The organism is Verrucomicrobiota bacterium (assembly GCA_016871495.1).
GTDB lineage: Bacteria > Verrucomicrobiota > Verrucomicrobiia > Limisphaerales > VHDF01 > VHDF01.
This window is the reverse complement of the sequence record VHDF01000080.1, coordinates 1-23396: the sequence shown is the minus strand read 5'-3', so window position 1 is coordinate 23396 and position 23396 is coordinate 1. Positions and strand designations below refer to the sequence as shown.

General features: G+C 61.4%; 18 protein-coding genes. 3 read left to right on the top strand and 15 right to left on the bottom strand.

Annotated features, from left to right (window positions below; translation table 11 throughout):
• The coding region (locus FJ404_15360) for a hypothetical protein (GenBank protein MBM3824241.1) at positions 1-1915 on the top strand (1915 nt) is incomplete at its 5' end.
• Here FJ404_15360 and FJ404_15355 read toward each other — a convergent pair.
• Both FJ404_15355 and FJ404_15350 read right to left on the bottom strand, forming a co-directional pair.
• On the bottom strand, positions 1295-3985 hold the full coding sequence (locus tag FJ404_15355) for an RND transporter (protein ID MBM3824240.1): 2691 nt from the start codon (positions 3983-3985) through the stop codon (positions 1295-1297). The genes FJ404_15360 and FJ404_15355 overlap by 621 nt on opposite strands.
• Complete coding sequence (locus FJ404_15350) at positions 3982-4707, bottom strand: YebC/PmpR family DNA-binding transcriptional regulator (GenBank protein ID MBM3824239.1); 726 nt, start codon at positions 4705-4707, stop codon at positions 3982-3984. The genes FJ404_15355 and FJ404_15350 overlap by 4 nt, the downstream gene beginning before the upstream one ends.
• Positions 4708-4838: 131 nt before the next feature.
• On the opposite strand from FJ404_15350, the gene glgB reads away from it, so the two are divergent.
• Positions 4839-7052: a 1,4-alpha-glucan branching protein GlgB gene (gene glgB, locus FJ404_15345; protein ID MBM3824238.1), complete on the top strand. Its 2214-nt coding sequence runs from the start codon at positions 4839-4841 to the stop codon at positions 7050-7052.
• Here the strand turns inward: glgB and FJ404_15340 are convergent.
• The 4 genes from FJ404_15340 to FJ404_15325 all read right to left on the bottom strand — a co-directional run bounded on the left by FJ404_15340 (position 7012) and on the right by FJ404_15325 (position 12893).
• Positions 7012-8544: a mercuric reductase gene (locus FJ404_15340; protein MBM3824237.1), complete on the bottom strand. Its 1533-nt coding sequence runs from the start codon at positions 8542-8544 to the stop codon at positions 7012-7014. The genes glgB and FJ404_15340 overlap by 41 nt on opposite strands.
• A complete protein-coding gene (locus FJ404_15335; protein ID MBM3824236.1) occupies positions 8541-9251 on the bottom strand; it encodes a TVP38/TMEM64 family protein in 711 nt (236 codons plus the stop codon). Before FJ404_15335 ends, FJ404_15340 begins: the two co-directional genes overlap by 4 nt.
• Before the next feature lie 313 nt (positions 9252-9564).
• Positions 9565-12303, bottom strand: coding sequence for a DNA translocase FtsK (locus FJ404_15330; protein ID MBM3824235.1), 2739 nt, complete (start codon positions 12301-12303; stop codon positions 9565-9567).
• Between the two features lie 104 nt (positions 12304-12407).
• Entirely contained in the window at positions 12408-12893 is a 486-nt protein-coding gene (locus tag FJ404_15325) for an Rrf2 family transcriptional regulator (GenBank protein ID MBM3824234.1), read from the bottom strand.
• 156 nt (positions 12894-13049) lie between these two features.
• Between FJ404_15325 and FJ404_15320 the strand changes: the two genes are divergently transcribed.
• Entirely contained in the window at positions 13050-13637 is a 588-nt protein-coding gene (locus tag FJ404_15320; GenBank protein MBM3824233.1) for a group 1 truncated hemoglobin, read from the top strand.
• A gap of 8 nt (positions 13638-13645) precedes the next feature.
• Here FJ404_15320 and FJ404_15315 read toward each other — a convergent pair whose 3' ends face one another.
• The 9 genes from FJ404_15315 to FJ404_15275 all read right to left on the bottom strand — a co-directional run.
• The gene (locus FJ404_15315; GenBank protein ID MBM3824232.1) at positions 13646-15019 is read right to left on the bottom strand and encodes a hypothetical protein; all 1374 of its coding nucleotides are present in this window, start codon (positions 15017-15019) and stop codon (positions 13646-13648) included.
• 96 nt (positions 15020-15115) lie between these two features.
• A complete protein-coding gene (locus FJ404_15310) occupies positions 15116-16309 on the bottom strand; it encodes a hypothetical protein (GenBank protein MBM3824231.1) in 1194 nt (397 codons plus the stop codon).
• Complete coding sequence (locus FJ404_15305; GenBank protein MBM3824230.1) at positions 16230-16622, bottom strand: hypothetical protein; 393 nt, start codon at positions 16620-16622, stop codon at positions 16230-16232. Before FJ404_15305 ends, FJ404_15310 begins: the two co-directional genes overlap by 80 nt.
• A 39-nt stretch (positions 16623-16661) precedes the next feature.
• A complete protein-coding gene (locus FJ404_15300) occupies positions 16662-17978 on the bottom strand; it encodes an MFS transporter (GenBank protein MBM3824229.1) in 1317 nt (438 codons plus the stop codon).
• Positions 17920-18681: a creatininase family protein gene (locus FJ404_15295; protein ID MBM3824228.1), complete on the bottom strand. Its 762-nt coding sequence runs from the start codon at positions 18679-18681 to the stop codon at positions 17920-17922. The genes FJ404_15300 and FJ404_15295 overlap by 59 nt, the downstream gene beginning before the upstream one ends.
• 198 nt (positions 18682-18879) lie before the next feature.
• Entirely contained in the window at positions 18880-20070 is a 1191-nt protein-coding gene (waaF, locus tag FJ404_15290) for a lipopolysaccharide heptosyltransferase II (GenBank protein ID MBM3824227.1), read from the bottom strand.
• Positions 20045-21001: a hypothetical protein gene (locus tag FJ404_15285; GenBank protein MBM3824226.1), complete on the bottom strand. Its 957-nt coding sequence runs from the start codon at positions 20999-21001 to the stop codon at positions 20045-20047. Before FJ404_15285 ends, waaF begins: the two co-directional genes overlap by 26 nt.
• Positions 20974-22146, bottom strand: coding sequence for a tetraacyldisaccharide 4'-kinase (gene lpxK / locus FJ404_15280; GenBank protein MBM3824225.1), 1173 nt, complete (start codon positions 22144-22146; stop codon positions 20974-20976). The genes FJ404_15285 and lpxK overlap by 28 nt, the downstream gene beginning before the upstream one ends.
• Positions 22147-22723: 577 nt before the next feature.
• Positions 22724-23396: VCBS repeat-containing protein (locus FJ404_15275; GenBank protein MBM3824224.1), on the bottom strand; the 673-nt coding region annotated here is incomplete at its 5' end.

Here is a 23396-nt window from a genome sequence, read left to right as displayed (position 1 = left end):
CCTCAACATCCTCTTCGCCAAAGGCGGCTCCCCGCCCTTGCGCCAGAACGCGCCTCAACCGCAACCCGGCGTCAATCCCCAGCAGCAACAACAGCAATCGACCCCCGCGCAAACCGGATTTGGACTCGAACAAGAAACACGGGAGGAAGGCTACTTCCCCTGGCTCGGCGGGCAGCCCGACGTCTCCCGCGGCTCGGATGGACGCCTCTCGACCCGCCAAGTGAGTGACCTGGTCGGACGCGTCCGCGTCGTCGCCGATCAACGCAGCAACGCATTGCTCGTTTCGGCGAACGTCCATCTCTTCCCCCAGATCAAGAAGCTGATCGAGGATCTCGATACTCCAACCGCTCAAGTGCTCATCGAGGCGCGCATTGTGGAAGTTTCGACGGACTTCATGGATAAACTGGGTGTCCGCTGGTCTCCGGACGGGCAGCAAGTGTTCACCGCGGAGGATTACGACAACTCGATTCTCGGCCTCGGGGGCAGCAATTACCGGAAGGGTTTTGGGGGGAACACCGATCCGCGTCCGCTCAAGCCTGACGCCGTGACCGCGGCCTTGGGCAGCATGCGCAGCGGCGTGCTCGACGCCTCGATCAACATGGATATCCTCGTGCAGTTCTTGAAAAAGAATGTCGGGGCGACGGTGCTCGCCGAACCCCAGATCAACATCGAGGACAATGAGGTCGGCAAGCTCTTCGTGGGTTCACAAGTGCCGTTCATCGACAAAAGCCAGAGCACCGATGTCGGCTCCTTGAATCAAAGTTTCTCCTACAAGGACGTCGGCATCATCCTGGAGGTCATCCCGCACATCAATATCGCCGGCGACGTGGCGCTCAAGATCCGCGTCAAATCCTCCGCCATCGAACCCGGTCAGACCTTGTTGGGCGGCGCCATTCTGAACACTCGAAATTTCAAGTCCGACGTCACCGCCAAGAGCGGCGAAACGCTCGTGCTGGGCGGCATCATTCAGAAACAAACGTCGGACACCGTGCGGAAAGTGCCCGGGCTCGGGAGCGTTCCCGGCCTCGGCTGGGCTTTCAAAAAGAAGGACAAGGCGACGCGCAACGTCGAACTGCTGGTCTTCCTGCGCCCCCGCGTGGTGCGAACACCCGAGGAAGCCCGCCAGTTGCTCGAAGATGTCGATAAGAAGTCGCCGCAGATCCAAAAACTCCGAGAAGGGGACACCCATTCGAAAACAACCACGAAATCCGAGAAAGAGTCGCCGCAGCTTCGGCGGCCGGTCGTCGCGGTGAACTGGCGTCGGAGCCCGGAACATCCCACTTCGACCTCTGGATCAGTCCGTGCTCTTTCTCCGCAGGGCGGCCCCGCTCAACTTCAACACCGCGGGCAGAAAAGTCATGCCCGCGATCATGCACGTCGCGGTCCCCACCGCCATGACATAACCCAGGGTTTGAATCCCTTGATGATCGGCAAGGGTCAAACTGCCGAAACCCGCGATCGTGGTCAGCCCCGACACCAGGACCGCCTTGCCCGTGCTTTTCGAGAGAATGCCGGGATCATTCTCTTCGGCAAAGCGATTGAGGATGTGGATGCCGTTGGTGACCCCAATCCCGATCACCAAAGGCAGGGTCATAATGTTCGCTGGATTGAAGGGAATGCCGAACACTCCCATGAATCCCACCATCCAGAGCGACCCCATCGCGACCGGCAACAAGGCCAAAATCACCCGGCTCAATTGCCGGAAGTGGATGAAGACAAGCAAGGCGATGGCGCCCAACGCATACCATGCCGCCTGCACATAGCTATCCTTCAGCAGCGTGGTGTATTCCAGCAACTGCACCGGCGTCCCCGTGACGTCAGGAACGATCCGCCTCAGATCACGGACGAACTCCTCCTGCTTGTCCCGCCGCCACACGTCGTAGCGGGGATTGACCTGAAGGAGGTGCTTGCCTGAAACCCCAATGAAACGATTCCGCAGTGCCGCCGGCAAATCCTCGGGTGTCAGCCGTGGCCGCGCCTCCTGCGAACGCAAGATCGTGAAGGTTTGCTGGATGTCCCCAAAAAGGGCCTGCTGATAGGCGGCGAGCTTGGAGCCGATTGCGATCGGATCTCCATTGGACACGGCGGCGGTCAGCGCAGCCACCGCCTGCCCCAGGGACTGCACTTGCCGAAGGAAATTGGTGTCACCCGCCTTGCGCATCGCGTCGAGCGCGAGCCCCAGATAGCTGCGGAGAAAGGTCAACGTCTGGCCCAACTCCTTGGCTGCCACGGGCAAGGGATCCACATCCGTTTCCGGGATGGACGCGAGCAGGTTGGTAATGGCCCGAATGTGCTCCAGCTTCGGCGCCTGATTCTCGGCGAGGAACGCCGCCATGGAGTCCACGCTCGCCACACTGGGCAAGGCCTTGAGCTTCGCTTCCATCAACACGGCCTCCGGGAGAGAATCCGCGACCACGGCGCCAAAGAGCACGGATTTGTCCGAAGTGTCGATCAACTTGCGCTCAAAGACCACCGCGGGCAGGTCGCGGGTTTGCATGTTCAGGAGATTGTAATCGAAGTGGATCTTGGGCCACTGCAGCGCGCTGAGAAAACAAAGCAAGGAGGTCACTGCCAGCACGGTCTTCGGTCGGCCCAGCCAGATTCGCTCGATCCAGGCCCGGTGGTCGGTTTCCCCCTCCCGGCGGTCGATGGCATTCTGGGAACCGCGCCGCAGCAAGACGGGCAGCAACGTCATCATGGGCACCAAACACAACACCATGCCTCCTCCGGTGATGATGCCCATTTCCTTCACTCCTTTGAATTCGGAAAACGCCATCGCGAAAAACGCTCCCGCCGTGGTCAGGCATCCCGTGAATATTCCCTGCCCGGTGTTGACGATGGCCTTCTCCATCGCCAGCTCAACGGTGGCCCCATGACGCAGCTCCTCCTCGTAGCGCGTGGTCAAATGCACCCCGAAGTCAATGGCCAGCCCTATCAGCATCGGCGCAAAAGTAATCGTCAGGATGTTCAAATGGCCAATGACCAAGGTCGCGTATCCCATCGTGAACGCGAGTCCAACCAGCAAACACGCCACGGCCTTGAGCGGGCGCCCGGTTTCCCGGTAGCCGTAAATAAAAATCAACCCGCAAAGGATGAGCGAAACCACCGTGGCCAGGGCCGTGTCCCTGGCGGATTGATTCATTTCATCCACCTCCAGCACGGGCTCGCCCGTGATCGCAACGTTGACCCCAGGCACCTCCGCTTGCGTCTCGTTCACCAGTTCCCTCATCCGGTCAATCGCCCGCCGGGTCCCGCGGGTGTCGGCCGCGTGCGCCGTCACGACGAAGATACGTCCCCGGTCGAAGGTGATGTATTGCCTGCGCGTCGCCTCCTCGCCGGCGTTGAAAAGCGCCCCCAATCCGGGTGAAGGCGGAATGCCGGGACGGCGCAGGCTGTCCTGCGCCTGCAGGACGATCCGCTCCAGGGCGGGCAGGGCTTTGAGCAGGGAATCTGGCGAGTCCTGATGGCGATCCGCTGCCGTGCGGAACTGCCGGTTGACGAGCCGGAACAACGAATTGAGATTGGTCGCGCGGGAGAACTGCTCAAGGAATGGATGGTAATCCTCCAGGGTCCGCCGCAATTCACGCAGGTTCTCCTCGGAAAAGAAGAGGAGAGCCTTGGTCCCAAGCATCTTCACGTCATTGTTGTAGAGAACGTCGAGGAAGAGGTTTGTTTCCGCCGACATCCGGGCGCCCAACCGCTCGACAAACTGGCGGTTCTTCTCGAGGTCCTCGCTCTCCACCACCGCCACCAAATCGTCCTGCTTGGGGAATTCCCTCCGAAACTCGAGAAAGATGCGGTGGTACTTCTTGTCCGATCCCACCAACGCGTTGCGGCTGGTTTGAATCTGCAGATTCTGGACCGTGTAGCCGGTGGCGAGGACGAACAGGAGCGCCTGGCTGTAGAAAAAGAATCGCGGGAACCGCCAAACCACGCGGGCCAGCCGGCGCAGCGCCCGTGTCGTGATGCCCTCGCCCGAGGTCATTCTCCGAAATCCGCGTTGCTGAACACTTCCTTCACGTCATCGTGCTCCTCCAGCAACTCGATGAGACGCTGCACCGAAGGCGCATGGACTGCATCCACGGTCGCCAAAACATCGCTGAGGGAAGTGACGGAAGCCGAGGCAATGGCGATGCCCCTCGCTTCAACCGCCCGATGGACCGCGTCGAACCCGCCAGGCTCAGTGCGAATCTCGAAGCCCTCAGGATCCGCCAGGAAATCCTCGGCCCCGGCCTCGAGCGCCAATTCCATCAGCGTCTCCTCCGGGGCCGCGTCTCGCTGGACGAAGATCTGGCCTTTGCGATGAAAAAGCCGGGTCACCGCCCCGTGCGTGGCCATGCTGCCGCCGTTCTTGGACAATATGCTGCGGATTTCCGCCGCCGTGCGATTGCGGTTGTCCGTGCTGAGTTCCACCAACAAAGCCACTCCGTGCGGCGCATAAATCTCGTAAACCAGATCCTCATACTGGCGGGTGTCGCCGCCGCCCGTGCCCTTCTTGATCGCGCGGTCCACATTCTCCTGCGGCATGTTGGCCGCCCGGCACTTCAACAACACCATGCGCAACCGCGGATTCAAATCGGGATCCCCGCCGTGCAGTTTGGCCGCCACGGTGATCTCACGCGAAAGCTTGGCAAAGGTGCGCGCCCGCTTCGCGTCGATCGGCCCCTTGAAATGCTTCACCTTGGCCCACTTGCTATGGCCGGCCATAAAATCGGTGTGCTCTATTCATTTCGTCCGAATTCAATACCAGCCCGGCGGAGCGCAGAAGAGAAAAGTTTCCCCGCGATGGTCGGCGGATTTGCGTGCGGCCGCCCAGGGTTCGTGCCAGCCTCCCGGTCATGATATTAACCGGATCGGAATGGGAACGTCTGGTTCAAGGCACCGAAAAATCCCCGCACAGCCTCCTCGGCATGCATCGCCTCGGCTCGCGCAAGGGCGTCGTCGTGCGCGCCTTGATCCCCGGAGCAGCCAAAGTCGAAGCCGTTCCCGTCCATGATCGAGCCCAACCCTCCATCCCTCTCAAGCGGCTCGGCCAAAGCGACCTCTTCGAAGGCAAAAGCCACGCCACTTCCGAGGTCTTTGCCTATGACCTCAAAGCAACTCTGGGCGATGGCCAGGTTCTCCAGGGACGCGATCCCTACTCCTTTCTGCCCAGTCTCGGGGAAACGGATCTTTACTTGTTCAACGAGGGCAACGACCGCCGGTTGCACGAAAAACTCGGCGCCCGACTCCGTGGTTTTGACGGCGTTGAGGGAACCGCCTTCACGGTCTGGGCCCCCAACGCGCGCAGGGTCAGCGTGGTCGGCGATTTCAATGGATGGGACGGACGCCGTCATCCTATGCGCCTGCTCGCCACCTCTGGCGTGTGGGAAATCTTCATTCCCGGCGTCCGTCAGGGAGCCCTCTACAAATTCGAGGTGCTGGACGCGCACGGCCATCTGCGCTTGAAAACGGATCCTTTCGGATTTCTCTTCGAGCAGGCGCCGAAAAACTCCGCCGTGGTCTGGGATGTGCCTCCCTGGGGCGGCGGCGACAACGCCTGGCTGGAAAGACGCGCCCGCACGAACCTGCTCCGATCCCCGGTGTCTATTCTTGAAATGCACGCGGGTTCCTGGCGGAAGAAGGGGCCGCATGAGTCCTTCAGCTACCGCGAACTGGCGGCGCCCCTGATCGACTACACGCGGCGGATGGGTTTCACCCACATCGAATTCCTCCCGCTCGCCGAGCATGCTTTCTATCCGTCTTGGGGCTACCAAGTGACCGGCTTCTACGCGCCGACAAGCCGCTACGGCACCCCGGACGATTTGCGGCATCTCATCGGAGAGCTGCATCAGGCCGGTATCGGCGTGCTGGTCGATTGGGTTCCAGCGCACTTTCCGCGCGACGACTGGTCGCTCGCCCGTTTCGACGGCACCGCGATCTACGAGCATGAGGACCCGCGCCAGGGAGCACACCAAGACTGGGGCACTCTCATTTTCAACTACGGACGCCACGAGGTCAGCAATTTTCTCCTCGCGAACGCGCTCTTCTGGATCGATCGATTCCATGTGGACGGTCTGCGCGTGGACGCGGTGGCGTCGATGCTTTACCTCGATTACAGCCGGCAATCGGGCGAGTGGGTTCCCAATGAGTTCGGCGGCCGCGAGAATCTTCAAGCGATCGAGTTCCTCAAAAAATTCAACCACTGGGTTGATACCGAGCATCCCGGGGTGCTCACCGTCGCGGAGGAATCCACCGCCTGGCCATCCGTCACGCGCCCGCCTTACCTCGGCGGCCTCGGGTTTTCCCTCAAATGGAACATGGGCTGGATGCACGACACGCTCGGCTACTTCAAACGCGACCCCGTGCACCGCAAATATCACCAGAATGATCTGACCTTCGCGATGCTCTACCATCAGCACGAGAATTTCGTCCTGCCCCTGTCCCACGACGAAGTGGTTCATGGCAAAGGATCCCTGCTGAGACGCATGCCCGGGGACGACTGGCGCCGCTTCGCCAATCTGCGCGTGCTGCTCGGCTACCAAATGCTCTTCCCAGGAAAAAAACTTCTCTTCATGGGCGGCGAAATCGGCCAATCCTCGGAATGGAACGAGAACGCGGAGATTTCGTGGGAACTGCTCGACGCCGGCCCTTACCACGCCGGACTGCAACGCTTCGTCGCGGATCTCAACCACTTCTACCAGGGCGAACCCGCCCTCTGGTCGGCGGATTTCGAAGTGGACGGGTTTCATTGGGTCGATTGTTCCGACCACGAACAAAGTGTCCTGGGCTTTTTGCGCCGGAGCCTGGACGGCCAACGCGCCGTCCTTGGCGTGCTGAACCTCACCCCTGAAATCCGCTGCCATTACCGCCTCGGACTGCCCCAGGCCGGATTTTGGCGCGAAGCTCTGAACAGCGACGCCGCGTGTTATGGCGGCGCGAACAACGGCAACTCCGGCGGTTGCCCCACCGAACCCATCGCCTCGCACGGGCACGCGCAGTCGGCGCTCCTCACCCTGCCGCCGCTGGCGATCATCGTGTTGACCGCCCCCACGCCAGCCATCGCCCCATGAGGCTTCGGACCAGCGGGGTGAGCCTCGTCCGCTGATAAAGGTCCCCCGTCTTGCGAATCGCCTCCGCCACGGTCGGATAAGGATGGATGGCGGCACTCAACCCGCCCAGACCCGCGCCGGCATTCATCGCCACGACAATTTCCCCGATGAGGTCTCCGGCATGGCTCGAAACCACCGTGGCACCTACCACACGGTCGCTGCCTTTCCGCACGTGGACCCGCACAAATCCCTCGTCCTCGCCATCGACATACGCGCGATCGACCCGATTCAACTCCTGGGTAAAGGTGTCCACCGCCACGCCCCGTTCTCGAGCCTCGGATTCAATCATCCCCACCCGGGCCAGTTCCGGCGAGGTGTAGGTGCACCAGGGAATGATCAGCCGGCTCAGCCGGGCACGCCCCCCAAACAATGCGTTCCGTAACGCGAGCCTCGCCATGAAATCCGCCACATGAGTGAACTGAAATGCCGAGCACACGTCGCCGCAAGCAAACACCCGCGGATGCGTCGTTCGCAAAAAATCATCCACTTTCACGCCTTCCGGGCCAAACTCAATGCCCGCACTCTCGAGTCCTAATCCCTCCACGTTGGGCGCTCGTCCAACCGCCACGAGCAATCGATCCACCTCGCCCCTCCAACCCGCGCTCCCGGTTTCGCACCGCATCCCGATCCCCCGCCCGGTTTGGCTCACCACCACGTCCTTCCCGCCTCCCCGTATCTGAACTCCCTCCCTGAGCAAGACGGATCGAATCACCGCGGATGCGTCCCGATCCTCGCGCGGTAATAATCCGCGCGTCGATTCCACCAAGGTGACTTCCGACCCCAAGCGGGCGAAACACTGCGCCATCTCGCAGCCAATCGGTCCCGCCCCTATCACTCCCAATCGTCGCGGCAGTTCGGTCAGGGAAAAAAGACTCTCGTTCGTCAAGTAAGGCACTTCATTCAGCCCGCGAATGGGAGGCGCGGCAGCGCGCGCCCCGGTGGCAATCACGGCTTTCGCAAATCGCAAAGACTCCCCGTTTACCTCGATCTTGTCGCCTCCCGCGAATCGTCCGCTGCCGAAAAACACATCCACGCCGAGCTCCGTAAACCGCCGGGCCGAATCGTGGGGACTTAAGTCGGCACGCACACGCCGCACCCGCTCCATGATAGCCCCGAAATCGACACTCCATCCTCCGGGCAACAATACCCCATAAGCCGATGCTTTCCGCACCGCCGCCACCGCGCGGGCCGCACGAATCAACGCTTTACTCGGAACGCAGCCCACATTCAAACAATCCCCCCCCAGCCACTGCTTCTCCACCAGCGCGACTTTGGCCCCCAGGCCCGCAGCTCCCGCGGCGGCCACCAGTCCGGCCGGCCCGCCGCCCAATACCACCAAATTATACCGCGAAGCCGGAACAGGATTCCTCCAATGTTCCCCGCCGACATGCGCTGCCAAACGCTGGTTGTGCTCGTCCCACGGCAGCAACGGAGGCGGGAGAGATTCGCTCATGCCGCGCCTTTGTGCTCCAAAGCTTTTTTCGCCAGGCGCGTCATCGCAACGGTAACGCCCACGGTGGCAACGAACCCAATGCCGAACACCCCCCATTCGCCCGCGGTCCGCGTCCCCTCACTCACGGCTGCCCTCGCCACGGACCCCAGATAAACGTACATCACCGTTCCCGGCAGCATGCCCAGCCAGGAAAAAAAGATGTAGTCCCGCCAGCCCACCCGCGTGAGTCCAAAAGCATAATTCAATAACGTGTAGGGAAACAGCGGCGATAACCGCGTCAATCCCACGATTTTCCACCCCTCCGCGGCCACCGCTCGATCCAAGGCGGCGAATCGCGGATTCCGCTCCACGCGCCGCGCCACCCAATCCCTCGCCAGATAACGCCCGACACCAAAGGCCGCGGTGGCACCTAACGTGGCCGCCGCGCTGGAATACAACGACCCCCAGCCCAGCCCAAAAACCGCTCCCGCCCCCAGCGTGAGCACGGATCCGGGAATGAAAAACACCGCCGCGAGCGTGTACACCGCAATGTAAAGAACCGGGCCCCAACCTCCAAGCCGGGCCGCAAGATCAAGCATCTGCTTCAACCCCTCTTGCGGCGAGACCTTCGCAGCCAGCCCGATCGCGCAAAGCACCAGCAGAGCCGCCCAAACCCACTTCCATACGGCCGGCCGCCGACGCTGATCATCATCCGAGGGTTGTCGCATTTCAAACAGTCGGGGTCAGCCTTGACTTCAGGCAGGACCTCACGGTGAAGACGGCGGATCGTCGGTGGAGCTCGATTCCAACCTCGCCTCGAGCCCTGAGATTCCACGGCGCAACGACGCCACCATGTCGTCCCTTTCAGCAGCCGTGAAGCCAAGGTCGAGGTCAGGTCCGGCCATAAGTCGCTTTGTCTTGAGTTCCGCGACGAGTTCTCAGGGCGTGTTCGGAAAATCCGTTCTGAAGGGGCGCGTTACGCCAGCGCCTGATTTCGATGATCCATGCTCGTTCTCAGCCCAGGCCCGCACCCGGCGGATGTCAGGCGATGGGACCAGACATTTCATCCCGGCCGCCCGGCGGGACCTCAACGTCAAGGTCGATCAGAATATCGCGCGGCTCCGCACCCTTGCTCGGTCCCACGATGCCGCGTTCTTCAAGACCATCCATAATGCGTGCCGCTCGCGTGTAGCCCAGGCGCAAACGCCGCTGCAGAAGCGACACGCTCGCCTTCTTCTCGGTTCGAATGACTTCGATGCATTGTTCGATCAAATCCTCGTCCTCATCGCCACCCGCACCGCCCTCGTCGTCCATCATCGGAGCCGGCTTCGAAAGCTGCTGGTGAATCTCGACCTCGTAGCTGGGTTTTCCCTGGGCCGTAATGCTGTCCACCACCGCCTGGATTTCCCCGTCGGTGATGAGCACGCCCTGGGCGCGAATGAGCTTCGCCGACCCCGGCGGCAGGTAAAGCATGTCTCCTTTCCCCAGCAGCTTGTCCGCGCCCATCGCGTCGAGAATCGTGCGCGAATCGACTTTGGCCGCGACTTGAAACGCGATGCGCGCCGGAATGTTCGCTTTAATCACCCCCGTGATGACATCCACGCTCGGACGCTGCGTCGCCACAATGCAATGAATCCCCGCGGCCCGGGCCATCTGGGTGATGCGGGCAATGGCCATTTCCACGTCCGCCGGAGCCACCAGCATCAAGTCCGCCAGCTCGTCGATGATCACCACAATGTAGCTGAGCCGCTCGGGTATCACGATGTCGTCATCGCGCGGGACCACGATTTCCTCGTCCAATTCCACCGCAAATCCATCCGCCCCCGGCTCGATCTTCTCCTTGCGCGCTGTCAGGGGCAATTCCGGCTGGCGCGCGGGCAGCGGCTTGTCCTTGGGTCGTTCGTTGAAGGATTTGATGTTCCGCACGCCAACACGGGCAAAAATCTGGTAGCGCTTCTCCATCTCGTTGACCACCCAGCGCAGCGCCAGAATAACCTTCTTGGGATCGTTGACTACCGGCACCACGAGATGCGGCAGCGAGTTGTACTGCTGCAACTCCACCACCTTCGGATCGATCATCACGAACCGCAGCTGGTCGGGGGAAAACTTGTAGAGCAACGAGGCCACAATGGCGTTGATGCAAACCGATTTTCCAGACCCCGTGCTGCCGGCAATCAATAAGTGCGGCATCTCCGCCAAATCAGCAATGATCGGCTGGCCGTACACATCCTTGCCCAACGCGAGCGGGATCCGCGCTTTCGAATGAATCCACTCGTCGGACTCCAACAGGTCTCGCATGATGACCTTGGTCTTGACCGCGTTGGGCACTTCCACGCCCACAGAACTTTTCCCGGGAACCGGAGCCAGGATGTTGATCCGCTCGGCTTTCAAAGCCGCCGCGATGTTGTTGCTGAGTCCCGCAATGCGCTCAAGTTTGACCCCCGGCGCCGGATGCAGCTCGTACCGCGTGATGGTGGGGCCTTTGGTGATGTCGCCCAGCGCAACCTCGATATCGAATTGGGCGAGCGTCTGCTGCATCAGCCGGGCATTGCTCATCAACTCCTCTTTCGATTCAGTCGGTCGAACGTTGGGGTCCGGATGATGCAAGTAATCCAGGGGCGGCAGCCGATAATTCCCGATCATGGGCGCCGAGGCCACCGTGATGGGCTTGGGCTTGCGAGGCGCCGGACGCGGCCTCGCCGGCAAAGGAGCCGCCGCCGGCACCGGGGGCGGCGTTTCCGAAACCGACGGGAATGCCGGCGGAGCAGGCTCCGGTGGGATCGCAGGCTCCAAGTCCGATACCGTTGCCGTTGGCGAATGTTCCGCCTGGCCCAGAACGTCTGCAGTGGATGCCGCACGCACTTCGCGGGCTGGAATAATCATCGCCGCCGGGGCCGGCCCGGGAGGTGGCGCCTCTTCCTTTTCAAACGCCTTGGCCGCCGGAGAAGCGGCAACAGACTTCGCCTCGGAAGCCTTCCCCACTTTGAATTGAGGCACGCTCAAATCCCTCACGGTAGGCTCCGGCACCGGCTGCAAATCCGCCCCCAAACCGGGATTCTCGGCGCCCTCTTGCGCAGACTCGGCCGCCCTGGACTTCTTCGAACTCGGCGAAGCGGTCTTGGCCGGAGCGGATTCGGATTCGTTCTCCAAATCAGGAACCGCCTGGGCCAACCCCTCACGGAGCATCTCCTCCTTCATTCGCGCCTGCCGCTCCTTCAACGCTTTGATCCAGGCGAACACTTGAAAATCCGAAAGATAAATGAGCCCGATGAGATAAAGGGTCACATAAAGAATCGTGGACCCCACCTTGCCAAAGAGGCCGAAGGCAAACTTCTCGTTCAGCAACATCCCCCCAAGCCCGCCAGGACCCGGCGCGTTCAAACGCACGCGCAACGTCTCCAGCGCCGGAAAAAGCGGGCGGTAAAGATCCAGCAACCCCATGAAAGGAATGAGGAGCGCCAGACACCACCACCAGCGACGGCGAAGAAACGCGAGGGCGTCAAAAAACTGCGCCAATCCGAAAATCAAAAGCAGAGGGGGAAAAAAGTAGGCGGCCGCCCCGGCCAGCATGAAACATCCCGCCCCCAGCCAAGCTCCAAAGGGACCAATCCAATTGCTCGGATTCGCGTTGGGCGCCACCGTGTTCATCCCCACGTCGTTCGGATCGTAGGAGAAAATGGCGACCAACAACAACAGCGCGGCACTCAACAGAACAATGCCGAAAACCTCGCGCACCCCGTGCGTTCGCGCTTCGAGATCGGCGGTATCCTTGCGAGCCATACGAAAAGCGTACGTCCGCACCCCCAAAGTGCAACCAAATTGAAACCGGGGATTTTTCGCGAGCTCGGACATTCCGGCTGCGAAACAGAGATCCCGTTCCCCGGCTAAACGCTCCGCCCCCTCAAGCGCCGCCGGCCCAGGGACCCTTCCGCCCGGTTCCGCAGGAGCAGGTGCTCCAAACCCGGCCGGGCACTTCCCCGCACAAGGTCGCAGAGCGTATGGCGGTCCAACGCCTGGTAAAATGCCTCCTGGGCCTCCGCCAAAAAACCCTTCAATCGGCACACCCCGTTGATAGGACAAGTATTCCGAAGCGGATCAAAGCATTCCACCAACACCGCCTGGACTTCCGTCGCCCGCACCAACGCGCCCAGTCGCACTTCAGCGGCGGGAAGTGCCAGTTCCAGTCCACCACCCCGCCCGCGGCGCGTTGCCAGATAACCCAGCCGCGCGAGCCGCTGCACCACCTTGGCAAGGTGATGCCGCGAAATGCCGTAAGCGCGGCTGACCTCGTCCACCCGGAACGACTCCCCCTTGAGCGCGCCGTAGATGAGCACCCGAAGCGAATAATCGCTGAATAGACTCAATTGCATCGCGCGCAGCCTACCCCCTCACCGCCGCATCCGCACCTTATTCTCCACCCGGTGTCAATTCGGCCTTGACCTCAAAGAAGCATCGACAATACTTCTTTAACCAAGCCGCGCGGGGACACCAACCCGGGCGCGTTTGTTTTAATCATGTTGTCCTTTATGCCCCTCCAATGGTCCGTCCTCGTCTCCAGTGCTCTCACCGCGGCGATCCTGGCCTCCGCCTCCCCGGCGCAGGCCCAGCCCGCAAGCCAACCCGCCTCCTCCCAGATCAACACGGTCTGCCCCATCAGCGGCAAACCCGCCAATCCCAAGATCACCGCGGTCTACGAAGAGCGGACCTATGCGTTCGCCGATGAAACGTGCCGCACCCAATTCAAGGAGGCCCGGCAAAACAGCCTCTACCACAAACTCGGAGGCAAGGCCGCCATCGACGCCGCCGTGGAGTCCTTCTACGTCAAAGTGCTCGCGGATGCCCGCATCAAGCACTTCTTCGAAGACGTCAACATGAACCGCCAGCGCCGGAAGCAGAAGGAATTCCTGAGTGCAGCCTTTGGCGGACCCATCCCTTGGACCGGCAAGGACCTGCGGAAAGCTCACGCGAATCTGCCCGGCCTCAACGACACACACTTCAACGCCGTGGCCGAACATCTCCAAAAAACCCTCGAAGAGCTGAAAGTCCCCAAAGAATTGATCGACCAAGTCATGGCCATTGCCGCCAGCACTCGCAAGGATGTCTTGAACCGCTAAGCCTCCGCTTAAGGCACTTCCACGATCCGATAAAACACCGGCCCTCCCGGACGGACGCGCTCTCGAAAAACAAGACGCGGGCCAGACAAAGGTTCCATCGAAAAGGCGCTCCAGACGCGCAAATCCGGACTCGTTTCCGCTTGGTAGTTCGTCGCCGGCAAGCCCTCCGCCTCAAACTCCAACATGTCCGCGGTAACTCGAACCGTGTCAGGCAAGATGCGGGACGGCAGACTCAATCGGAGTTGAAGCTTCAAGACACCGCGCCGGTCATAAGGACCCGACTCCACCAATATCTGATACGTCGTCCCGGCGCTGGCCTGGAATTCAACCCGGCTCGTCCGGTCGCCCGTCCGCGCATCATTATCGTTCGCTTGCACTAACTTCAAATTCCCCAACGCTGCCCCTTCGAGGACCGCAAGCCTTGTATCAAACGTGCTCCCGGCAGTGGTCATTCGCACCCTCCCCTCCCGGGTCGGCGTCCAGGTCCACCACATCGTGCTCGACGCCGCCGTGTCGAATCCCAGCGTGCCCGCATCAGGATCCCCCGGCTCCACCGTGGCGAATTGATTCGTCGCTTGCACCGCCACAACCGGACCCGTCAAAAGGATCCGATTCGAAAATGAATCATTCGCAGGTGGTTCGGCCGACTGAATCGAGAGTCGGATCAGACCCGAGTCTCCTCGGATGCCATCGACACAGAGGTAATAAACTTGGCCGGGATCCGCCCGAAAGCTCACTTGGCTCGACGACGCCCCCTCGTGATCGTCGTTCGTATCGAGCACGACAAACTCACCCGCGCCCCCGCTCTTCATCACCGAGAGTTCCGTGTCGAAGTCGCTGCCGAGCGTGGAAACCGCCACATGCCCGGCCTCGACCGCACTCCACTCCCACCACACAGAACGCCCTCCCAAGGTCGGATCCGAAGGCCCGGGGCCCAATCCAAATGTCGCATCGACGTTGTCTGCCTCCACGGCGACAGGAAGCCCGCCCAATTTCAAACGCCCGGAGAATTCGTCGTGAACCGGCACCGCGAACGTCAGACTCGCTCGAGCCTGCCGAATGGCCGGATCCTTCGCATCCAGGGCGATGTAAACGCGTTCGCCCTCTTTGGCTTCGTACCGAAGCGTCTCTTGGCTTCCAGCGACGGTCCCACCTTCCGGGATACCTATCGGGATTAACCCGCCCAAACTCGACCCGCGATACAACTCCAACACCGTGCCCGCCGGTGAGCCTGCCTTCGAGACCCGCAACACCCCAGGACGCGGCGCCGTCCACTGCCACCAGAGCGATCTCAAAGCCGCCGCGCTGCCATGTCGCGGTTCCTCAAGCTCCGCCGTCGCTCCCTCAAAAGACGGCTGCCAAGTCACTCTCGTCCCGCGCAAAAGTTGAGCCGAGGCAAATGAGTTGTGAGAAGGCCTTGCGGACACCATCGCCCATCGCGTCAAAAAACCGTCACTCACACCCCCCGCATAACCTGGCTAATACACACCGGGCGAGGAAGGGAAATGAGGCGCTCGAATCGAAAATCCGCTCGACCCCGCCGCCCACAGTCTCGCAGTTGAATCCAAGGCCAAGGATCGAACCCCCTCATCGCCCGACCCTCCCAGGTAGGACAGGAAATCCACCCGTCCAGCGGATGGATCCAGCAGCGCGACATAGGCATCGCTGCGACTCGCAGGCGGTGGCGTTCCTCCCGATCCAGGCAAGTCCATCGAAGTCGAACTGCTCGCAATCCAAACACGCCCATCCGCGGCCACTACCACATCTCCCGACTCGGTAAAGAGCAATCCAATCTCCTCGTTGATGTAAGGTTCCAGATCGAGAGCATCCTCGCTTCCCGTGCCGCCAAAGTAAGTCGAAAACCGCAGTTGTCCGCCCTCCGAATCCAGAACCGAGAGGAAATGATCCACTGTGGCGCTCGCTCGCGGATCGCTAGGATTCTCCTCTCCCGCAGCCGGCACGGCCCTGCTCGCTTGAATCGGATTCAGCGTCGGAAAGTTCGTCGAGGTGGTCTGGCCGAAAAGCACCACTCGACCCGAAGCATCCAAGGCGAGGGCCGTCCCGGAGTCATTTCCGCTTCCTCCCACGGCACTCAAAAACTCGAGACGCGTCCCTTCCTCGTTCAACCTCGCCACGTAAGCGTCGCGGTCCTGTCCACCGCCGCTGCCGATACGCTTGGGAATGATTCCCGCACCCAGGGTGCTCGATCCCGTCAACCCGGTAACGTAAGCCCGGCGCCGCGCGTCCACCACAATGGAAAGTGCCGATTCGGCGCGCGCTCCACCCAAGTAGGTCGCGTAGTGGACTCCCGAACCCCCGGCCCCCAGTTTCACGATGAACGCGTCGAATCCCCCGCCATGTTCCGACTGCAAAGCCCCGGCCGTCACTGGAAACTTCGCGGAAGTAGTCCATCCGCACAGATAGGCGCTCCCGAGATCATCGACCGCCACCCGATAGGCCAGATCGACGCCTTCACCTCCAAGATAAGTCGCGAAAAGAATGCTTGCCCCATCCGCGCTCAGCAACAACGCCACCGCGTCCGTGCCACCACCACCGAACGCGCTCTGGACTGCCCGAGTCGCGGGGAATCCGTCACCATACGACCTCCCCACCGCCCAATACCGGCCCTCGGAATCCTGCGCCAACCCGCACAGATAACACCCGGGTATCATCGTGCTGAATTCCAAACGCGAACCGTCCTCGGAAAACCGGGCCACAAATGAACCCCGCTCGACCCCCCGGCGGCTGATACCGCTTCTGAGTCCATGGAAAATTCGGCGAGGTCGTGTATCCCGCCACACTGGGCCGGCCCGACGAATCCACCACAATCGCGTGAATGCTGTCCTCCAAATACCCCCGTCCCCCGCCTCCAAAAGTCATGGCTACATCCAAACTTGGTCCGGCTCGCAACACCGCGGCCAGTCCCACCCCACATCCGAGCCACACGCACAGAACAATGCCCCGCTTCTCAAACCACGTCTTCATAAAATCCATCCCTCACGCGACCCCATCGGGAGCGCGTCGTCAGACGGCCTTCGCCGGCTCAAGCCGGGCGTTGGGCTCCTTCCACAACAACGTGAACAACCCGAAGCCCACGAGCGGCAGCAATCCCGCCACCACCAATCCAAGGTCAAAAGACTTCGTCTCGTCGATCAACCACCCAAACCCCTTCTGCGCCGGAGCACTCAAGGCCCAGGCTGCCACCCCCGTTAACCCGCTGACCTTCCCTTGGTGAACCCGGGACAATTCCTGAGTCCAGGCGTAATAACAGGGAAACAATCCCAGCGCCCCCGCCCCAATGGCCAACAAGACCATCAATAACACCGGACCTTTCCCCAGAAACGGAAGGAACAAAGCCAGCGCCGTCAGCGAAGCGGCCATCAGGAAGGTAATGGACCTCGCGCGATGCACACCGAATCCCCGGCGACCCAAGGCCAGCGTCAGCGCCCCGGCCGCCAAACACCCGACGTCCGTCGCCACATAATACAACGCGTTGAAATCCAATGCCGCTTTCTCCGCGTAACCCCTCCCTTCCATCAAAAACTTGGGCAGCCACGCCCGCAAGGTCTGCCACGAGGTGTTGATCATCGCCACCAGCACTAATACTGCCGCAAACCGGCGATCCAACAAAAGGTGCCAAAAAGAGCCGGACCCCGTCGAAGCCACCGCCGCACGGGAGTGATCCGGAAGATCCGAGGCCCGAATGGCTGCAAACCACAACACAATCCAAAGCACACCCGTCGCGGCGATCCACTGGAACGCCGGACGCCAACTGCCAAGCTCCTCCGTCAACATCGCCCTCATGATCAAGGGCGTAATAATAGCCCCAATCGAGGTGCCGCTCTGAAGCACGCTGTTCCCCAAGGTGCGATCCTTGGACTCCAGAAGATGCTGCGTGGTCTTCAAGGCACAAGGCCAGTGCGCAGCCTCGAACAATCCCAGCAACCCCCGACACCACAACAACCCTTCGTACGTATAAACCGAACCCGTCAGATATCCCATCACCGACCAGCACAGCAATGCCATCGGATATAACCAACGCACCGGCATTCGATCAGCCAGCACGCCGAAAAGCAGCGAACCCCCGGCAAACGCCCAGCCAAACGCCAATTCCAAATCGCCATACTGCTCCTGGGTCAACTGAAACTCCTTGGTGATGCGCACCGAGGCATTGGCCAGCGTCTGCCGATCCATGTAGTTGATGGTCGAGGCGAGCAGGAGCAGTCCGCAGACGCCCCAACGCCACCATCCGGGTTTGGATTGACCCGTCATGAATTCGTTCTCATCCGTCCCACGAAACCCCATCCCACGCCAGGACACGGTCCAACAAGGCCGCGGCATCCGCCGCAAAAGTGGCCAGCAAAACCTCGCCCTTCTCCGCGCTCGCCAAACCAGGCTGGCCAATGTGCCCGGGCTTCGATCGATCCTGTGTCACCCAACCGCGCGCAGCCGGCTCGAACGGATTTCCAAAGGGAACCGGCGCAACGTCCCGAAAATTCGAGGCCACCAAGTGCGGCTGAATGCGCAGCATCATCGACGTTTCCCATTCGCAGGCGTGTCCCATCTGCTGTTGCGCGAAGTTCGCCGGCCACTCGCGCGGCTTGGAGGGTATCAGCCAATACGTGGCGAACAGCAGCAGCAAATCCTGCCGCTGCCGGAACCGCTGCCTGAGCTCGAACACCGCCTGCCGGCCCGGCACATCGTTCCCCCCATGGCCGTTGAGGAATAGAATCCGGGTGAATCCATGGTGAAGGAAATTGGACGCCACATCGCCGAGAAGATCCAAATACACTCTGGGACTGGCCGAGAGGGTGCCCGCAAAATCCAAGTGATGTTCCGAGTTTCCGAGCCACGTCAAGGGGGCGAAAAGAGCCCTCATCCCGTGCGACTCCTCCAACCGCCGCACCACTTCCCCCAAAAGCAGACTATCCGTGAACAACGGCATGTGATGGCCATGTTGCTCCAACGCGGCCACCGGGATCAGGATGGGAGTCGATTTCGGCAAGGCGGCAACCGCCGGCCAAGTCATTTCAGCAAGGCGCATCATATAAGGGCGACGCGACAGCGTGGCGGGCGCAATGGCCTGCGTCAACGTCAGGCTGGCGTCGCACAGCAAGTCTCATTTTGCCTGGAACGAGGGAGGGCGCGCACTCCGCTGCGCGCCGAGACCGGCTGTTTCCAAAAGCTGCGCGCAGCGGAGTGCGCGCCCTACCCGTCAAAGTGAGAACGGCCGGACGTTCCTTCACCCCGCCTCATCCCACTGATGAAGCATCGCCTTCACAACGCGCCCAACCTCAAGCCGCCCCAGGCACCGAAAATCGACCGGACACGTTCTCAAAAAACACGGCGAACAAGGCGTCGGTTCACGCAGACAAACGTGGCGCGAGTCTCCCGGCAACCCCGGCCCGGTCAGTTCCGGCGACGTGCTCCCAAACAACGCCACCACCCTCGCCCCTGCCGCCGCCGCCACATGCATCGGCCCCGAGTCGTTCGTCAACACCACCCGGCAACTCGCCATCAACAGAATCAGCGACCTCAAGTCTGTCCGCCCAGCCAGATTCAACACGGGCCCGCCATAACCCCCATGCCCCTGCCGCCGCAGGACACGCTCCACACTTGCCGCTGTCTCAACATCACCAGGTCCACCGAACAGAAAGACCCCGGCTCGGCGAGCCCCCAAGAATTCCGCCACAGCTTCGCCAAACTTTTCCGCCGGCCAGCGCTTGGCGGGACCATACTCCGCCCCCGGATTCACCCCGAGCCACTTCAGTTTGTCCAAGCCCCCCTCCTTGGGCATCCATCGTTGCCAACACAGCAACCGTTCCTCCTCGCGAATGCGCAGACGCGGTGCGCGTGGATCACCACCTGCTCCCAGGGCACCCGCCAAATGCAGGTAATGAAACACATGATGACTTTCCACGGCGGGCAACGAGCGCGTAGTTTCCCCCCCAAGGAGTCGTTCTATTTCGCTCGCGCTCAGCTTCACCATCCGCCGTTCCTCGTCGCGCGGAGCGACCGCATCCGTAAGCAATAAATTCCTCCACAGACGGCGAATCCCAACACGACGCGGAATGCCCGCGCACCACGCCTCCAACGCGGAACGCGGCGAATTCGGCAGCACCAGCGCCGTGTCCGCACCCGCCTCGCGCAACCGCCGCGCCGTGACCAGCAAGCCCGGCTTGTTTCCGAGTGGAATCACGGCGTCCACCCCTTCCCCCATGGCGTAAAGCTCCGTCAGCTTCTCCGGCGCCGCCACGGAAATCCGGATTCCCGGAAACGCCTCGCGCAATGCGGCCAGCGCGGGCAGCGACATCACCGCGTCCCCAAGCCAGTTCAGTCCGCGCACCAGCAGATGGGATTGCACCGCGGGCGAACTTAATCCTGACGGATTCTTTTGCACGAGGTCGTTAGGACGAGGCCTCGGCGAGTCCATCCGAGATCCGGGCCGAAACCTTCCGCCCCGGTGGTTTCCATCGGCGATGAACCCAGAACCAATTGACCGGATCCCTCAACACCGCCTCCTCCAACGCGGCATGCACCTCCGCGCTCAACTCTTCCACCGGTCGCCGCGCGCCCTCCGCCGTCTTGGTCGGAATCATGGGCCCCAACTCGATTTGCCAGCGGCCCAATGCGACACGTCTGCAAATGGCCGTAGCCAGCCCGCAACCGTATCTCAACGCGTAAATCGCGGGGGCCACGCTCAGGGAGGCCTCGACTCCCAGGAACGGATGACGCCACCCCCGGTCTCCCGCATGCTGGTCGGAGAGCAAGCCCAAAACCGTGCCCGGCGTGCTCATGGCCTGCTTCAACGACGCGCCTTCGCTTCGCCGCTCGAAGTAGGCGCACCCTGACTCTTCCCTCAACTCCCGCAATAAACGATCCAAGCCCGCAGGACGAATGCCTCGATACGTCGTGGCCGAGATCAACCCGGGAAGAAACAGATGCAATCTCGCGTAGAGTTCGAAATTGCCGAAATGGCCAACTCCAACCACCAATCGGGGAGCCGAAATTCCCGGAGCAAACTGCGGCCAGCGCTCCCGCCCCACGACCTCCATCACTTCGCGAACCTCCGCCTGGGTCATCCCCGAGGTCTTGATCGCGCACGCATAGTTCTCGCCCAACCTCAGGAAGTGTTCCCTGACCATGACCTTTCGCTCCTTCTCCGAAAAGCGCTTCCCGAGAACCATGGCCATGTTCTCCAGAGCCACGCGCCGGTGCCTCCGGTCGAGATGAAAGGCCAGCCACCCGCACCCTCTCCCCAAGTGCGCGATCCACAACAGCGGAAAACAGCGGAGCACCGTCACAAGCCCCCGGCCTGCCCAATAAAGCAGCGTGTTCACCGGAAGCAAATCTGGCGGACGCAATCCTGAAAGTCCTTGGCCCCGCTGATAATGTTAATTTCCACCCGCATGAAATAGATCGGAACATCGCGCCGGTCGATCTTGGGAAATCGCACCGCGTCTTTCTGCGTCGTGAGTATGACTTCCGCCTGGCGCTTCTTGCCCCGGTTGATCGCGTTGAGCACCTCTTGCTGGGTGTATCGATGATGATCGGCAAACCGCTTGGCATACACCAATTCGGCGCCCAGCCCCACCAAGCTCTGCTCAAAGGACTCGGGCTGGGCGATGCCGCTCAACGAGGCCACTTTTCGCCCGCGGATCAAATCGAGTCCGTGCTGCTCCCCCGTAAACACGTCCTCAAAGTACAGCGGATGATGAACGCACTCGATGATTCCGGCGTGGGGATTCAACGCCGTGATGCGCGCCCTCAACGCTTGGGTGTCCCCGGTACTTTTGGTGATAAAAACCGTCGAGGCCCGCGCCAGATGCGAAGGCGGCTCGCGCAACGTTCCCCTCGGTAGCATCCGTTCATTGCCAAACGGCTGCTGGCAATCGATCAACACAATGTCCGTCCTGCGTCCTCTCAGTTTCCAGTATTGATATCCGTCGTCGAGCAGCAGCGTGTCGCATCCGAATTTCTCGATCGCGTAACGCCCGCTTTTAACCCGGTCCTTGTCCACCAAAACCACCACGTCCTTTAAATTCGAAGCCAGCATGTAGGGCTCATCCCCCGCCGTCTCCGAATCGAGCAAGAGCGACTTGCCGTCAGACACCACCCGCGGCGGGGTGCGATCTTCCTGGAGCATGAGCTTGTTCAACATCCTCCGGCCGAGCGGCGGCGGTTTGGAGCGATACCCGCGAGACAAAATCGCCACATGGCGGCCTTGATCCTGCAACTCGCGCGCGAACTTCTCGACCACCGGCGTTTTTCCCGTGCCCCCGACCGTCAAATTCCCCACCGCAATCACTTGAACCCCCAGCGTTGTGTCGCGAAAAATGCGGACATTGTAGAGGAACAGCCGCGTCCGTACGGCGGCTTGAAACACCTTGGACAGAGCGAACAGAAACGCGCGCAAACAGACGGCTCGCTTCCCTTTGCGCTGCTCGAAAATAACCTCGAGCACGAAAGTTTCCGCATTCTCAATCCATTCCTGTATCGCGTCTCGCACAGCCTGAGTTTGCCCGCCCGACCAAGGGTCCGCAAGCGAAGCCATTCCCTGCCAATGGCTTCAGCGTCGGATCAAGGTTCTCTCCGCAGGCGCATCCGCGAATGTTGAAGGTGGCACCCGTCGTGCAGCGACGCAACAACGTCACCGATGCGCCGAATCCAAAGGAGTCCGCCCGCGGAACGCAGACGGGCTTGTCGCGACAACCGCTCTCAATCGTTGCGAAAGTCAATGCAGGTAGGGCGCGTCGCTTTCATCAGCATGACCGCCATTACAACAGCCGTTCGCAGCAGGAACCACCCGCGGTAGGGCGCCGCTCTCCGAGCGCGCCGCACAACGCCTGCTCCAGATACATGACCCTGGTGCACGTTTTCAAAAGCAGGCAACCAGAAGCCGTCCGGACTGACACTGTCCAGGGTGCATACACCGGGCGGCGCGCTGAACTTTATTTCAAAATGTCGGTCCCTTTGTTTTGTCTTGTTTTGTTTTGTTCGACAATTGAAGACGGGCTTTGGCACACACGGAGGTCAATGCCAAAGCCCGCCTTTCGCTCACACGAGCGAAACTTGCGAAATTTGAGTCAAGGTTTGCGCAACCGGAAGAACCGATGGGTTCCGGGCGTCTCGAGCTGAAGCGCTCTGGCCGGGCCGTGGATGGAGCGCGATGAACCTTCAGTCATCGCTGTCCAGGGGCCGCCTGGATTGGTGCTGGATTGGATTTCGTAGCCTGCGGCGGCGGCGGGCAGGGCGAGGTCCAGACGATTTGCGTTCCCCGCGATCGGGCCTTCGTTCAAGAGAACGGTGACCCAGAAATCGATGGAATTGCCCACCAGGAGGTCCGGGAGCTGATCGCCGTTGAGGTGGGCGATCGTGATCGGGCCGAGGAATCCGCCGCCTCGGATGGTGGTGCCGGCGTCGAAGCGGCCCTTGCCGCGGCCGAGGAACACGGTCAACCGCTGCCAAGCCTGTCCGCGGTTGCTGATGAAATTGGAGTTGCTCCTCACGACGAGATCGGGGCGTCCGTCGCCGTCGAAGTCGGCGGTCGCGACATCGCCGGAGCCGGGCGTGACGTTGGCCGGCAATGCGGAGGGGATGGCGTCACCGAACGTGCCGTCGGCGCGCCCGAGCCGGACGGTCAGGCTGGTTCCCAAACGCATCACCATGTCCATTGGGCCGTCTCCATTCACGTCCGCGAGCCGTTCGAGGCTGCCTTCGTAATCCACTTTTTCTTTGAACGAACCATCCGCCTGACTG

Excerpts from the sequence above, each read along its gene's own strand:
- FJ404_15355 (MBM3824240.1), bottom strand. The coding sequence starts at position 3,985 with ATGACCTCGGGCGAGGGCATCACGACACGGGCGCTGCGCCGGCTGGCC.
- FJ404_15350 (MBM3824239.1), bottom strand. The coding sequence starts at position 4,707 with ATGGCCGGCCATAGCAAGTGGGCCAAGGTGAAGCATTTCAAGGGGCCG.
- glgB (MBM3824238.1), top strand. The coding sequence starts at position 4,839 with ATGATATTAACCGGATCGGAATGGGAACGTCTGGTTCAAGGCACCGAA.
- FJ404_15340 (MBM3824237.1), bottom strand. The coding sequence starts at position 8,544 with ATGAGCGAATCTCTCCCGCCTCCGTTGCTGCCGTGGGACGAGCACAAC.
- FJ404_15335 (MBM3824236.1), bottom strand. The coding sequence starts at position 9,251 with ATGCGACAACCCTCGGATGATGATCAGCGTCGGCGGCCGGCCGTATGG.
- FJ404_15330 (MBM3824235.1), bottom strand. The coding sequence starts at position 12,303 with ATGGCTCGCAAGGATACCGCCGATCTCGAAGCGCGAACGCACGGGGTG.
- FJ404_15325 (MBM3824234.1), bottom strand. The coding sequence starts at position 12,893 with ATGCAATTGAGTCTATTCAGCGATTATTCGCTTCGGGTGCTCATCTAC.
- FJ404_15320 (MBM3824233.1), top strand. The coding sequence starts at position 13,050 with ATGCCCCTCCAATGGTCCGTCCTCGTCTCCAGTGCTCTCACCGCGGCG.
- FJ404_15310 (MBM3824231.1), bottom strand. The coding sequence starts at position 16,309 with ATGATACCCGGGTGTTATCTGTGCGGGTTGGCGCAGGATTCCGAGGGC.
- FJ404_15305 (MBM3824230.1), bottom strand. The coding sequence starts at position 16,622 with ATGAAGACGTGGTTTGAGAAGCGGGGCATTGTTCTGTGCGTGTGGCTC.
- FJ404_15300 (MBM3824229.1), bottom strand. The coding sequence starts at position 17,978 with ATGCCGCGGCCTTGTTGGACCGTGTCCTGGCGTGGGATGGGGTTTCGT.
- FJ404_15295 (MBM3824228.1), bottom strand. The coding sequence starts at position 18,681 with ATGCGCCTTGCTGAAATGACTTGGCCGGCGGTTGCCGCCTTGCCGAAA.
- waaF (MBM3824227.1), bottom strand. The coding sequence starts at position 20,070 with ATGGACTCGCCGAGGCCTCGTCCTAACGACCTCGTGCAAAAGAATCCG.